Origin of the sequence: Streptomyces sp. NPDC004610, from assembly GCF_040609715.1 — a bacterium.
Lineage (GTDB): Bacteria > Actinomycetota > Actinomycetes > Streptomycetales > Streptomycetaceae > Streptomyces.
Genome location: NZ_JBEXLA010000001.1, coordinates 336,820 through 350,240 on the forward strand (window position 1 = coordinate 336,820; position 13,421 = coordinate 350,240).

The 13,421-nt window shown below is 73.0% G+C and carries 13 protein-coding genes and 1 tRNA gene; 5 read left to right on the top strand and 9 right to left on the bottom strand.

The annotated features are described in order from the left end of the window. Positions 1-62 precede the first annotated feature (62 nt). From ABZX40_RS01455 to ABZX40_RS01465, 3 genes are all read right to left on the bottom strand, one after another. Positions 63-881: an SCO1664 family protein gene (locus ABZX40_RS01455; protein ID WP_355745680.1), complete on the bottom strand. Its 819-nt coding sequence runs from the start codon at positions 879-881 to the stop codon at positions 63-65. Next, a complete protein-coding gene (locus ABZX40_RS01460; protein WP_355745683.1) occupies positions 845-1,435 on the bottom strand; it encodes a DUF3090 domain-containing protein in 591 nt (196 codons plus the stop codon). The genes ABZX40_RS01455 and ABZX40_RS01460 overlap by 37 nt, the downstream gene beginning before the upstream one ends. Before the next feature lie 109 nt (positions 1,436-1,544). Next, positions 1,545-2,231 carry a histidine phosphatase family protein gene (locus ABZX40_RS01465; protein ID WP_355745686.1) on the bottom strand — a complete coding sequence of 229 codons (687 nt, stop codon included), beginning with the start codon at positions 2,229-2,231 and terminating at the stop codon, positions 1,545-1,547. A gap of 61 nt (positions 2,232-2,292) precedes the next feature. On the opposite strand from ABZX40_RS01465, the gene corA reads away from it, so the two are divergent. Beyond that, a complete protein-coding gene (corA, locus tag ABZX40_RS01470; RefSeq protein WP_355745689.1) occupies positions 2,293-3,288 on the top strand; it encodes a magnesium/cobalt transporter CorA in 996 nt (331 codons plus the stop codon). A gap of 82 nt (positions 3,289-3,370) precedes the next feature. On the opposite strand, the gene ABZX40_RS01475 is transcribed toward corA, so the two are convergent. Further along, a complete protein-coding gene (locus ABZX40_RS01475) occupies positions 3,371-4,159 on the bottom strand; it encodes a ferritin-like domain-containing protein (RefSeq protein ID WP_355745692.1) in 789 nt (262 codons plus the stop codon). Between the two features lie 229 nt (positions 4,160-4,388). Further along, on the bottom strand, positions 4,389-5,444 hold the full coding sequence (locus tag ABZX40_RS01480; RefSeq protein WP_355745695.1) for an LLM class F420-dependent oxidoreductase: 1,056 nt from the start codon (positions 5,442-5,444) through the stop codon (positions 4,389-4,391). Positions 5,445-5,627: 183 nt separating this feature from the next. On the opposite strand from ABZX40_RS01480, the gene ABZX40_RS01485 reads away from it, so the two are divergent. Further along, a complete protein-coding gene (locus tag ABZX40_RS01485) occupies positions 5,628-6,611 on the top strand; it encodes an aldo/keto reductase (protein WP_355745697.1) in 984 nt (327 codons plus the stop codon). 203 nt (positions 6,612-6,814) lie between these two features. Next, on the top strand, positions 6,815-9,226 hold the full coding sequence (locus ABZX40_RS01490) for a helix-hairpin-helix domain-containing protein (protein ID WP_355745851.1): 2,412 nt from the start codon (positions 6,815-6,817) through the stop codon (positions 9,224-9,226). A 77-nt stretch (positions 9,227-9,303) separates the two neighbouring features. Here the strand turns inward: ABZX40_RS01490 and ABZX40_RS01495 are convergent, their stop codons facing one another. Then, positions 9,304-10,026, bottom strand: a complete 723-nt coding sequence (locus ABZX40_RS01495; protein ID WP_355745700.1) for a hypothetical protein — start codon at positions 10,024-10,026, stop codon at positions 9,304-9,306. A gap of 47 nt (positions 10,027-10,073) precedes the next feature. Between ABZX40_RS01495 and ABZX40_RS01500 the strand changes: the two genes are divergently transcribed. Next, complete coding sequence (locus ABZX40_RS01500; protein ID WP_355745702.1) at positions 10,074-10,262, top strand: DUF5703 family protein; 189 nt, start codon at positions 10,074-10,076, stop codon at positions 10,260-10,262. A gap of 67 nt (positions 10,263-10,329) precedes the next feature. Here the strand turns inward: ABZX40_RS01500 and ABZX40_RS01505 are convergent, their stop codons facing one another. From ABZX40_RS01505 to ABZX40_RS01515, 3 genes are all read right to left on the bottom strand, one after another. Beyond that, the gene (locus tag ABZX40_RS01505) at positions 10,330-11,268 is read right to left on the bottom strand and encodes a chaplin (RefSeq protein ID WP_355745705.1); all 939 of its coding nucleotides are present in this window, start codon (positions 11,266-11,268) and stop codon (positions 10,330-10,332) included. A 124-nt stretch (positions 11,269-11,392) separates the two neighbouring features. Then, positions 11,393-11,626, bottom strand: a complete 234-nt coding sequence (gene chpH / locus ABZX40_RS01510) for a chaplin ChpH (RefSeq protein WP_355745708.1) — start codon at positions 11,624-11,626, stop codon at positions 11,393-11,395. Between the two features lie 150 nt (positions 11,627-11,776). Continuing rightward, the gene (locus ABZX40_RS01515; RefSeq protein ID WP_355745711.1) at positions 11,777-13,102 is read right to left on the bottom strand and encodes a M20/M25/M40 family metallo-hydrolase; all 1,326 of its coding nucleotides are present in this window, start codon (positions 13,100-13,102) and stop codon (positions 11,777-11,779) included. A 194-nt stretch (positions 13,103-13,296) separates the two neighbouring features. On the opposite strand from ABZX40_RS01515, the gene ABZX40_RS01520 reads away from it, so the two are divergent. Further along, positions 13,297-13,384: transfer RNA gene (locus ABZX40_RS01520), tRNA-Leu, on the top strand. Positions 13,385-13,421: the final 37 nt, after the last annotated feature.

Consider the following 13,421-nt stretch of genomic DNA (forward strand, 5'->3'; position numbering starts at 1 on the left):
TTCAGACGGGTGCGGGCTTCGCACGGGTGCAGGCTTCAGACGCGTGCGGGTGTCAGACGGCCTCAGACAAGTGGCCAGGGGATGGACGGCCATTCGCCGCCGGGGGCCGGGTGGACGCCCGCCGTGAGCAGGGCGGTGACGCGGGCGCGGGTGGCGTCGAGTTCGGCGGGGGTGATCAGGGGGGCAAGGCGGGCGGCGAGGGCCGCGCCGGGTTCCAGGTCCCCGGCGAGGCGGCACAGCGTGTCGGTGGCCTCGGTGGGCAGCGGTTCGCCCGCCCAGCCCCAGAGCAGGGTGCGGAGTTTGTTCTCGGTGTGGAAGGTCACGCCGTGGTCGATGCCGTGGAGCCGGCCGTCGGCGGTGGGCAGCAGATGGCCGCCCTTGCGGTCGGCGTTGTTGATGACGGCGTCCAGGACGGCGAGGCGGCGCAGCCGGGGGTCGTCGGCGTGCACCAGCAGGGCCGTCCGGCCCTCGCCGACCTCGGCGAGGCCGATCGCCTTCCAGCCCGGCTCGGGCTCCTCGGCGTCGACCAGGGCGAGGAGTTCGGTGTCCCGGGTGCCCTCGATCCACAGCTGGACCATGCCCTCGCCGTAGGGGCCCTCGCGCAGCACGGTCGGCGGGACGAGGTCCCAGCCGGTGGCCGCGGAGACCGCGTAGGCGGCGACCTCGCGCTGGGCGAGGGTGCCGTCGGGGAAGTCCCACAGCGGGCGTTCCCCGGCGACCGGCTTGTAGATGCAGGCGGCCTCGCGGCCCTCGTGCGCGAGGGTGCAGTACAGGGCGGCGTTGGAGGCGTCCCGGATGCGACCGCGTACCGTCAGCTCACCCTCGGTGAGCAGGTCCACGTCGGTCACGCTCCGCGGCGGTATCCGTTCTGGCGCGGACATACATGTCCCTCCGGATCGAGCGGCAGGCTGCACAGCGGACAGGGCGGCCGACCCGCGTTGACGACGTCCAGGGCCCGCTTGGCGAAGGCGCGGGCCTGGGCGCCGGTGAGCCGGACCCGCAGCATCGGGGGCCCGTTCTCCTCGTCCTGGAGCAGGCGCTCCTCGGCCTCGGCGAGGTCCTCCTCGGAGTCGGCGTCCAGCTCGACCAGCGCCTGGGCCTCGACGATCATGCGCTGCTCCTCGCCGTCCCAGGCGAGCGCCATGGTGCCGACGCGGAACTCCTCCTCCACCGGGGTGTCCAGGGGGCCGGTGTCGGAGATCTCCGAGGGCGCCACGGCCGGTACGGAGGCGCTGCCGCCGCTGCGCCGGACGACCTCGTCCAGCAGTTCGTCCATGCGTTCGGCGAGGGCCGCGACCTGGGTCTTCTCCAGGGCCACACTGGTCACGCGGGATCCGGCGGTGGCCTGGAGGAAGAACGTACGGCGTCCGGGCAGCCCGACCGTACCGGCCACGAAGCGGTCCGGGGGGTCGTAGAGGAACACCTGACGGGACACGTCCAGCTCCATAGCAGTCGTGGTGGGAATCGGGCGGTCGTGGGGGATCGCGGGCGGTGCCGGCCGGAGCGCGGCTACGGCAACCGCTCAACCCTACTGCGACCGACGATCACGGTGCGCCCGCACCGCCTCCGACCGGGGCGTCCCCCTCCCCGGTGGCCTCGCGGGGCACCAGGGAGGCGAAGTCGCCGGTGTCGCCGAGCCGCACCAGATAGGGCCGCAGCGGGGTGTACCGGATGACGGTGACCGAGCAGGGCTCGACGGAGACCCGCTGGAAGAGGTCCAGGTGCAGTCCGAGGGCGTCGGCGACCAGGGACTTGATGATGTCGCCGTGCGAGCACATCAGATACAGGGCGTCGGCCCCGTGATCGCGCTCCACGCGCGCGTTCCACTCCCGTACGGCCTCGGCGGCGCGGGTGGCCATGGCGCGCATGGACTCGCCGCCGGGGAAGGCGACGGCGGAGGGGTGGGTCTGGACGACCGGCATCATCGGTTCGTCGTTCAGCTCGGCCAGCTTGCGGCCGGTCCAGTCGCCGTAGTGGGCCTCGCCGATCCGGTCGTCCTCCTCGGCGGTGAGGCCGGGGCGGGCGTCGAGGAGCGGCTGGACGGTCTCCCGGCAGCGGGTCAGGGGGCTGGTGACGATCTCGGCGAGGGGCAGTGCGGCGAGTCGTCCGGGCAGGGCCGCGGCCTGCTCACGGCCCCGTTCGTCGAGGGTGACGCCGGGCGTCCAGCCGGCGAGCAGTCCCGCGGTGTTGGCGGTGGAACGTCCGTGCCGGACCAGGATCAGCGTGGGCATGCCGCCCAGGGTAGGCGCAGCCCGGGTGCGGTGGCCGGGCGGTGGCGGGAGAATACGCAGGGTGATCGTGGACTGCGCCATCTACCGCGCGGGGCGCCGTGAGGAGGCGCCCGAGGACTTCTCGGCGGCGCTGGCCGAGGCCCGCGCGGGCGGCGGCTTCGTCTGGATCGGGCTGTACGAGCCGACGCCGGGCGAGTTCGACCTGGTCACCGAGGAGTTCGGACTGCATCCGCTGGCCGTGGAGGACGCTCTGAAGGCCCACCAGCGGCCCAAGCTGGAGGTGTTCGACGACTCGCTGTTCCTGGTGCTGAAGCCGGTGCTGTACGAGCCGGAGGGCGACACCGTCACCACCGGTGAGGTGATGATCTTCATCGGGGAGGGGTTCGTGGTGACCGTCCGGCACGGCGAGGGCTCCCCGCTGGCGGCGGTCCGGCACCGTCTGGAGCATGAGCCGCAACTGCTGGGCAAGGGCCCCACGGCGGTGGTGTACGCGATCTCGGACGCCGTGGTCGACCACTATCTGGATGTCGCCGGGGAGCTGCAGACCGATCTGGAGGAGCTGGAGGCGGACGTCTTCTCCCCCGAGGGCGGCGGCTCGCGCAACTCGGCGCTGCGGATCTACTCGTTCAAGCGGCAGGTGCTGGAGTTCCGGCGGGCGTCGGTGCCGCTGGCGCTGCCGCTGACCCGGCTGGCGGGGCTCGGCCCGTTCGGCGGCACGGTGCCGTTCGTGAACGACAAGGCGCGGCCGTACTTCCGGGACGTCAATGACCATCTGGCGCGGGTGAACGAGGCCGTGGAGAGCCTGGACCGGCTGGTGTCGGACATCCTGTCGGCGCATCTGGCGCAGATGAGCGTGCGGCAGAACGACGACATGCGGAAGATCTCCGCCTGGGCGGCCATGGCGGCGGTCCCGACCCTGATCGCGGGCATCTACGGCATGAACTTCGACCATATGCCCGAGCTGCACTGGATCTGGTCGTACCCGGCGGTCATCGCGCTGATGGGCACGCTGGTGACGCTGCTGTACCGGGGCTTCAAGCGGCGGGGGTGGATGTAGGGCGACGCCCCGGGCAGCGCTCTGGGGACGCCCCGCGCGCGTGGGGCGCCTCCCGGTCCCCCAGGGGCGCTTCCGGCGTGGTTCAGGCGAACTCCGGCGTCGCCCCCGCCGGGCCCCCGAGGGCGTCCCGGCGTTCCGGCATCCGCAGGGAGACCATGCGCCGCCAGCCGCCGAGCCGCTCGTAGAGGTGGACGGCGTGGATGCCGAGGGCGAGGAGCGCCGCCTTGGGCCGGGACCAGCCGAGGACGTGCCCCATATGGGCCATGACGGCGAGGCTGACATCCCGGTAGATCCGGATCTCGGCGAGGGCGCACGCGCGCAGGGTGCGCTGGATGGCCGGGCCGTGCCCCGCGCGGGCGTAGCGCAGCAGTTCCTCGTGGCAGTAGGCGAGATGGTTGTCCTCGTCGTGGGAGATCATCCGTACCGCGCGGCCGATGTCCGGGTGGTCGCCGAAGCGGGTGCGCAGCATCTCCATCTGCTCCGAGGCGCGCTGCTCGGTGACCCGGCTGTGGGCGAGGTAGGTGATGATGTCCTGGAGGGTGAGGGCCTGGTCGCTCTTGAGCTTCTCGTGGGCCAGACCGATCCCGGCGCGCTCCAGGAGCATGGTGTAGTCGGTCGCCGGGGGGACGTCGACGGGTTCGAGGCCGCGCTTCTTCATCAGGGCGTTGAAGATCCGCCCGTGCTTGTCCTCGTCGGCGCCGTGCCGGGTGATCTTGGGGGCGAGATCGCGCTCGCTCGCGGGGACCAGCGCGGCGATGCGGGCGTTCTCCCAGCCGCCCTGCGACTCACCGCTGGCGGCGATGGAGCAGAACAGGCGGAAGGACGCGTCGTTGTCGAGGATCTCCTGGAACAGGCTCTTGGCCGAAAGCATCTGAGGCACCTCTCTGGAGGAACTCCGCAAAGAACGAGTCAAATGCCCGCGCCCAGGTGCTGCAACAGTTGTGTCGGACAACTCCGCCAAATGACGGACCCCCGGCGCCGCCCCGGGGCGTAACCGGGCACGCTCCGGCGCGTTGTACGCGTGACGGCCGTGGCGGGGAAGACCCCCGAGCCCCCACCACGGCCGCGGAAACTCCCCCCACCCTGCGCCCGACGGCGTGTCACGCGAGTCCGGCGCGCTCCAGGGCCTCGGTGCCGGCGCGCAGCGCGGCGAGCCGCTCGTCCAGGGTGAAACCGGCCGGGGCGAGCGTGAGGGTGGTGACCCCGGCCGCCGCGTAGGCGGTCATCCGGTCGGCGATCCGGTCCACGGAGCCGAGCAGGGTGGTGGAGTCGATCAGATCGTGCGGTACGGCCGCGGCGGCGCCCTGCTTGTCGCCGGAGAGGTACCTCTCCTGGATCTCGCCGGCCGCCTCCTCGTAGCCCATGCGGCGGGCGAGCCGGTTGTAGAAGTTCTGCTGGGCGCTGCCCATGCCGCCGACGTAGAGCGCGGTGTAGGGGCGGAAGGTGTCGGCGAGGGCGGTGAGGTCCTTGTCGTCGCCGAGGGCGAGCGGCAGGGTCGGGCAGACGTCGAAGCCGTCCAGGGTCTTCCCGGCCTTCTCTCGGCCCGCGCGCAGATGCCGCAGCGCGGTGTCCTCCAGATGTTCGGCGGACGAGAAGATCAGCAGGGCGCCCTCGGCGATCTCGCCGGTCTGCTCCAGGTTCTTCGGGCCGATCGCGGCGATGTAGAGCGGGATGTGCTCGCGCTCGGGGTGCACGGTGAGCTTGAGGGGCTTGCCGGGGCCGCCGGGCAGCGGCAGCGTCCAGTGCGCGCCCTCGTGGGTGAGGCGCTCGCGGGTCATGGCCTTGCGGACGATCTCCACGTACTCGCGGGTGCGGGCCAGGGGCTTGTCGAACCGCACGCCGTACCAGCCCTCGGAGACCTGCGGGCCGGAGACGCCGAGACCGAGCCGGAACCGGCCGCCGGACAGGGAGTCGAGGGTGGCGGCGGTCATGGCCGTCATCGCGGGCTGGCGGGCCGGGATCTGGAAGATGGCCGAGCCGATGTCGATCCGCTCGGTCCGGGCGGCGACCCAGGCGAGCACGGTCGCCGCGTCGGATCCGTACGCTTCCGCCGCCCAGCACACCGCGTACCCGAGCCGGTCGGCCTCCTGGGCGACGGCGAGGTTGTCCGCGTCCATTCCCGCGCCCCAGTAGCCGAGGTTGATCCCGAGCTGCATGACCGCATCCCCTTACTGATCAGTAACGTCCCTGTGTCCGCAGACCCTAGCGCGGGCCGGAGCCGGGGGCGAGACCGCTGTGACGAGGCTCGCGCCCCGGGCGCCCGACCAGCGGGGCGGCCGGGGAACGCGTTGTCCACAGGCAACCCACGGCACCAGTTCTGGCCAGTACTCTCGGCGTTCATGGAGCAGAGGCATCTCGGCCGCACCGGCCTGCGCGTGTCCCGCATCGGACTCGGCACCCTCACCTGGGGCAGAGACACCGACGAGCACGACGCGGCGGACCTCTTGAAGACCTTCTGGGAGGCGGGCGGGAACCTCGTCGACACGGCGGACGTCTACAGCGACGGGGAGGCCGAATATCTGCTCGGGCGCCTCATGGAAGGGCTCGTGCCGCGCCGGGACTTCGTGATCTCCACCAAGGCGGGCAGCGTCCCCGACCCGGACCGCCGGTTCAACGGCTCGCGCGGCCATCTGCTCGCCGCGCTCGACGCCTCCCTCGCCCGCCTCGGCACGGACTACGTCGACCTCTGGCACATCCACGCCTACGACCCCGACACCCCGCTGGAGGAGACCCTCCAGGCCCTCGACCTGGCCGTGGCCAGCGGACGCGCCCGCTACGCCGGGGTCTCCAACTTCTGCGGCTGGCAGCTCGCCAAGGCCGCCACCTGGCAGCTCGCCGCCACCGGCACCCGCACCCGGCTGTCCAGCACACAGATGGAGTACTCGCTGCTCCAGCGCGGTGTCGAGCGCGAGGTGCTGCCGGCCGCGCTGGATCTGGGCATCGGCCTGCTGCCGTCCTCCCCGCTGGGGCGCGGGGTCCTCACCGGCAAGTACCGCGACGGCCTGCCCCCGGACTCGCGGGGCGCGTCGGAGCATCTGGCCCCGTTCGTGGAGCCGTATCTCGACGACACCGCGAGCCGGATCGTGGACGCGGTGGCCACGGCCGCGGACGGGCTCGCGGTGACCCCGCTCCAGATCGCCCTGGCCTGGGTCCGGGACCGGCCCGGGGTGACCGCCCCGATCGTCGGCACGCGCAACGCGCAGCAGCTCAGCGCCGCGTTGTCAGTGGAGGCGCTTAGTCTTCCTGACGAGATCTGCCGGGCGCTCGACGATGTGTCGGCGCCCGTGCACCGCTATCCCGATCACGACTGGAGCACGCTGTGAGCACGGAGCCGGAGAGCACCCGGGAAACCCCGGAGAAGTCCGCCCCCGCGGAGACCGGCGAGAACACGGGCGGGGGCTCCGGGAAGACTGCCACGGCGGGGGCCGGAGGGGACCCCGGGGGGCGCACCGAGGGGGCCGCTGCCGCGGAGAACGGCGGGGACAGTGGCGAGCGCACCGGGGAGGCTGCCGCCGCCGAGCACGGCATGGACACGAGCGAGCCCTCCGGGGAGGCCGCGATCACGGAGGACAGCGAGGCCACCGGCGGGGGCTCCGGGAAGGCCGCGATCGCGGAGGACGACGAGGCCACCGGCGGGGGCTCCGAGGGGGCCGCTGCCTCGGAGGACGGCGGGGACGGTGGCGGACGCACCGGGGAGGCTGCCGCCGCCAAGCACGGCACGGACACGAGCGAGCCCTCCGGGAAGGCCGCGATCACGGAGGACGACGAGGCCACCGGCGGGCACTCCGAGGGGGCCGCTGCCTCGGAGGACGGCGGAGACGGTGGCGGACGCTCCGAGGAAGCCGCCACCGCTGAGGACGGCAAGGAGGCCGCCGCCGTACAAGACGACGGCACCGACACCCGCGCGCGTTCCGAGGCGGCGGCCGAGCTCGCCGCCCAGGAGCTGGAGCGGGAGCGGATCGAGCGGCGCAAGGCCGAGAAGGCCGGGCCCATCGACGCCGGGGCCAAGCTCAGCGGTACGGCCGCCGAACTGCTCGCGGCGGTCCGGGCGGTGGAGAGCGGCCAGAAGCCCACCGCGACCGCGTTCGCCGACCCCGAACCCGCCCCGCGCCGCCGGGCCCCCGCGCCCGCACCGGTCCGCCGCCCCGAACCCGTGCGCGCCGAGCGGCCCGCGGGCCCCACGCCCGACGCGGTCGCGGCCGTCGGACAGGTGCTGGCCGACGGCGGCGCACCCGGGTCGCTCGCCGCGCAGACCGCGGAGGCGCTCGGCGAGGACGCGCCCGCGCTGCTGCGCGAGGACCCCTGGCGGCTGCTGCGGGTCGCCGGGGTGCGGCCCGAGCAGGCGGACGGCTTCGCGCGGGCGCTGCTGGGCGCCGACGGCCGCCCCGACGACGAGCGGCGCGGCCGGGCGGTGGTCTGCTGGCTGCTGGAGCAGGCGGCGCTCGCCGGGCACACCGCCCTGGACCTGCCCGCCCTGCTCACCGCCCTGACCCGGTACGGGGTGCCCGACCCCGACGAGGCCGTGCAGAGCACCCTCGCCGAGGGCGAGGCCCTGGTCTTCCAGGACGCCCTGGACGAACCCGGCGCACCCCCGCCCCCGCCCGCGCCGGACGGCGAGGAGGGCGAAGAGGAGGAGCGCCCGGTGCGGGTGCTGGTGGGCCTGGAGCGGTACGCCCTCGCCGAGGAGAGCCTCGCCGACGGACTGGCCCGGCTGATCACCTCGGTCCCCAAGCAGGACGGCTCGGCGGACGACTGGGAGCGGGCGGCCGTCGCCACCGAGGGGGCCGCCACCGACCTGATCCGCGCGGTCGCCGGGCACGCCCTGGTGCTGCACACCGGCGCCGAGGCGTCCCTCGCCGAACCGGCCGCGCTGCTGACCGCCGCGCGCACCCTCGGCCTGCGCGTCTGGGCGGCGGCCCACACCCCGGTCGGCCGGGAGCGCTTCGCCGCGCGGGTGGCGGAGTCCGGCGGTGGTGACCCCGAGGGCGTCACCACCGTCGCCGCGCTGCTCTCCGGCGCCCACGGTCCCGGGCGCGACCCGGACGGCGCGCTCGATCTGGATCTGCTGATCGTGCTGGACGCCCCGCAACTGGACGTGGAGGGCGCCGCGCTGCTCACCGAGTCGCTGCCGGACGGGGCCCGGCTGGTGCTGGCCGGTGACCCGGCGGTGCTGTGGTCGGCGGGCCCCGGCCGGGTCTTCGCCGATCTGCTGGCCGCCCGGCACTGCCCGCAGATCGCCTCCCGCCGCCCGGACCCCGGCCCGCTGGGCGAGCTGGTCTCGGGCATCGGCGCCGGGGAGCTGAACCAGGTCGAGGCACCCGGCAAGGAGATCGTCATCGTGCCGGTCCGGGACGCGGGCGAGGCCGTGCACCGCACGGTCCAGCTGGTCGCCGACTCCGTGCCCCGCGCGATCGGCGTGCCCGCCGAGGAGACGGTGGTCGTCACCCCGGGCCATGGCGGCGCCGCCGGTACCCGGGCGCTCAACGCCGCCCTCAAGGAGCGGCTCAATCCCGGCCCCGGCCGCTTCGGCGGCTTCGACCCCGGCGACCGGATCGTCCACTCCCCCGCCCCCGGCCGGGCGGAACCGGGCACGGTGGTCACGGCGGACGGCGCCGGACTGCATCTGTCCTGCGCGGGCGAGCGGATCGTCGTCCCCCAGGACCGGGTCGCCCGGTCGGTGCGGCACGGCTGGGCGCTGACCGCCCACCAGGCCGTGGGGTCCCGCTGGCGGGCGGCGGTCGTCGTCCTCCCCGGCGATGCCGCGCAGACCCTCACCAGGCCCTGGATCTACACGGCGTTCGGCCGCGCCGACCGCCATCTGTCCGTGGTGCACGGGGTGGAGCAGGCGCTTCCCAGAGCCGTCGCGGAAGTCACCGCGAAGCCCCGCACCACCCGGCTCCCGGCCCTGCTCCGCCCCCAGATCCCGACGGCCGACTGACCTCTCGCGAACGAGAACGGCGGTGGCCGGGAGGAACCCCTCCCCGCCACCGCCGCGGACCCACCGGCCGCCGATGCCTAACGCCGGTCGGCGTCCAAAGGCTCCAGATCCTCGTCCTCGTCCAGGGTGTGCAGCTCCACCTCGTCGACGTCGTCGAGATCCTCGCCGCCCTCGTCGTCGCCCTCGTCGTCGGCCTCGTCGAAGACCGAGCTGACATCGAAGCGGCACACCACCCGCTGCGGATCCACCTGGTCGAACGGGGCGTCCAGCCACTCCCCCGGGTCGGCCGACTCGTCCGCCGCGGTCACCCACAGCGTGGAGTCGCCCTCCTCCAGCCCGAACTCCTTGTGCCGGGAGGCGATCTCGTCCGGTTCGTACTCCCCGAACAGCACCCCCAGCGCCCCGTGCAGGGTGCTCGCCGCCCGGTCGTCCGCCGCGCCGTCCTCCTGGTCCACCGCCTCGATCCGCTGGGCCTGCGCCAGCAGCCGCTGCGGCTCCACCACCGCGTAGTCCCGGCGGATCAGCACGCTCAGCGCGTTCGGCTCCTCGGGGCCGGTGTAGGGCGGCAGGGTGTCCTCCGCGCCGGGGATCTCGAAGGGCGTGACCTCGTCATAACGGTCATAGAGCAGCTCGTCGTACGCCTCCGCCGCCGCGGCCAGCTCGTTGAACGCCTCGTAGACGGCCTGGTCGTCCTCCTCGGACCGGCGTTCGACCGCGGCCAGGTGGCGGTCGAGCGCGGTCTTGACCGCCTCGGCGGCGGCACGTACCTCGGCAGCGGTGGGCTGCGCAGCATCAGACATAGTGCAGACGCTATCCGTACCGGGCCCCAGCCCGCACAATAGATGCGATGCCGGAATACGAATTTGTCGACGTGTACGTGCCGCGCGGGGTCTCCCGCAGGGAAACGGCACGTCTGCTGACCGACCACGCCGAGTACGGGCACTGGGAGTTGTACCGTCTGAGCCTGCTGCGCGACGGCAGCCGGCGGGTGCGGCTGCGGCGCCGGATCATCCGCCAGGTCCGCGCGACCTGGTAACCCACGAACGGCGAACGGGCCCCGCCGAGACGGGGCCCGCTCCACGCCGCCGGGTTGCGGCGGCTCGTTATGCCGAGCTGCGCGCCCGGCGGTAGATCACCGCGCCCGCGAGCAGCGCACCGGCGGCCAGCGAGGTGGCGGCCCCCAGCGGCAGCGAACCGCCGGTCCGGGCGAGCTGGGCGGCGGCGTGCGGCTGGACGGCGGACCGGGTGCCGGGCCAGTTCACGGGGTTCCCGTGCGGGCCTTCACCGGGAGCGGCCGGGGTGGAGGGCGGCTCCACCGGGTTTCCGGGGGTACCCGGCGTACCGGGGTTACCGGGCTCACCCGGGTTTCCGGGGTTTCCGGGGTTCCCCGGATTTCCAGGGTTGCCCGGGTTACCGGGATTACCAGGATTACCGGGGTTGCCCGGCTCACCCGGGTTCCCCGGATTACCAGGCTCACCGGGGTTCCCCGGATTGCCGGGCTCACCCGGGTTACCGGGCTCACCCGGATTCCCCGGCTCACCCGGATTCCCGGGGTTGCCCGGATTCCCCGGCTGTTCGCCGTACCCCCCGTCCCCGTCGCCCCCCGCGTTGCCGCAGTCGTTGCCGGTCGCGGGGTTGGCGATGCCGATGACGTCCACGGTGTTGCCGCAGACGTTGACCGGGGCGTGCACCGGGGCCTCGACATGGTTGCCGGAGGCGACGCCGGGTGAGTCGGTGGCGGTGCCCCGGGTGTGGGAGCCGCCGGCCTTCCCCGAGCCGGCGGAGTGCCCCGCGCCCTGGCCGGCGTTGGCGCAGGTGTTGCCCATCGCCGGGTTGAGCAGCCCGATCACGGAGATCGTGTTGCCGCAGACATTGACCGGCGCGTGCACCGGCGCCTGCACCGAGTTCCCGGAGAGCACGCCGGGTGAGCCGGCCGCGGAGCCGTACGCCCCGGAGTCGGCGTGGGCCGTGCCGCCCGCGGCGGCGATCACACCGGTCGCGGCGGCCATGGTCATCAGACCCTTGCGGGTGACCTGTCGCATTGCTGAAGTTCCTGCCTTCGACATCTGAGAAGCGTCTGAGAAGCGGTGGAAGAACGATCGGCCCCGGAGCGCGGCGGGCGCTCCGGGGCCGAAGGCTCAGACCCTCATCGGGCGAGGCACGACGTCACTTGTTGATGCAGGTGTTGCCGAAGGCGGGGTTCAGCAGCCCGATCACCGAGATCGTGTTGCCGCAGACGTTCACCGGGACGTGCACCGGCACCTGGATCACGTTGCCGGAAACGACACCCGGGGAGTGCACCGCGGCACCCTGGGCACCGGAATCGGCGACGGCCAGGCCCGCGCCCGCGAGAACCAGCCCACTGGTGGCAGCCGCAGCGGCGACGACCTTCTTGATCATTGTTCCTCCTTGTTGGCAAAAAGCGATCCCGTACCGCGGATCGCAACACCAGTAACGAGGGGCGCGCATTAGGGCTACGACCTGATGAGCGCATTCACTCGTCCCGGTGAGAGCCGTACACAAGGACGAATCCGGGGGCCGGGCGCGGGGTCAGGACGCGTCGATGAAACGGTCCAGGACCCGGACGCCGAACTTGAGGCCCTCCACCGGGACCCGCTCGTCCACACCGTGGAACATGCCCGCGAAGTCCAGCTCCGGGGGCAGCTTCAGCGGGGCGAAGCCGAAGCAGCGGATGCCGAGGTCGTCGAAGGACTTGGCGTCGGTGCCGCCGGAGAGCATGTAGGGGACCGCGCGGGCGATCGGGTCCTCGGCGCCGAGGGCGAGCTGCATGGCGTCGACCAGCTTGCCGTCGAAGTCGGTCTCCAGCGCCTTGTCGCCGTGCACGTCCTCGCGGCGCACGCGTGGGCCGAGGATGCGGTCGAGGTCGGCGAGGAACTCCTCCTCGTAGCCGGGCAGGAAGCGGCCGTCGACATGGGCGGTGGCCTGGCCGGGGATGACGTTCACCTTGTAGCCGGCGCCGAGCATGGTGGGGGCCGCCGAGTTGCGCAGGGTGGCGCCGACCATCTTGGCGATGCCGCCGAGCTTGGCGAGGGTCTCGTCCATGTTCTCGGGGTCGAGTTCGGTGCCGAGCGCGTCGGACAGCTCGTCCAGGAAGGACCGTACGGTCTTGGTGACGCGGACCGGCCAGGTGTGGCGGCCGAGACGGCCGACGGCCTCGCACAGCTCGGTGATGGCGTTGTCGTCGTTGGTCATCGAGCCGTGCCCGGCGGTGCCGTCCACGGTCAGGCGCATCCAGTGCATGCCCTTCTGGGCGGTCTCCACCAGATAGAGCCGCAGCTTCTCGTTGACGGTGAAGGAGAAGCCGCCGACCTCGCCGATCGCCTCGGTGACGCCCTCGAAGAGGTCGGGGTGCTTGTCGACCAGGAAGCGGGCGCCGTAGGTGCCGCCGGCCTCCTCGTCGGCGAGGAAGGCGAGCACGATGTCCCGGGGCGGTTTGCGGCCGCTGCGCAGCCGGTCGCGGACGACCGCGAGGGTCATCGCGTCCATGTCCTTCATGTCGACCGCCCCGCGGCCCCAGACACAGCCGTCGGCGATCTCGCCGGAGAAGGGGTCATGGGTCCAGTCGTCCGCGTTGGCGGGGACGACATCGGTGTGGCCGTGGATCAGCAGCGCGGGCCGGGACGGGTCCTCGCCCTCGATCCGGGCGACCGTGGAGGCCCGCCCCTTGTGGGACTCGAAGATCTTCGGTTCGAGCCCGACCTCGGCGAGCTGCTCGGCGACATACTCGGCCGCCGCCCGCTCACCCGGCCCGGAGTGGTCGCCGTAGTTGCTGGTGTCGATCCGGATCAGGTCGCGGCAGAGGTCGACGACCTCGTCCTCGCCCCTGACGCCGCCCGCGGTGCCCGTCTGGCTCACGCTGTTCCTCCCGCTGTCGCTGCTGGCAGTCCCCCCACATCCTCTCTCCGACCGGCCCCGGCCCCAAGAGCGGACCCCGTCCGTCATCCGTCGTTCACGGGAGCCGGAGCCCGCCGGGGGGTGATCGGACGGACTCGAAAGCCTGGTAATGTTTACGTCGTCGCCACGGGGAAAACCCGCGCGACAAACACCTTGTCCGGGTGGCGGAATGGCAGACGCGCTAGCTTGAGGTGCTAGTGCCCTTTATCGGGCGTGGGGGTTCAAGTCCCCCCTCGGACACCAGTCGAGACCCCTGAGCGATCAGGGGTCTTTTGCATGT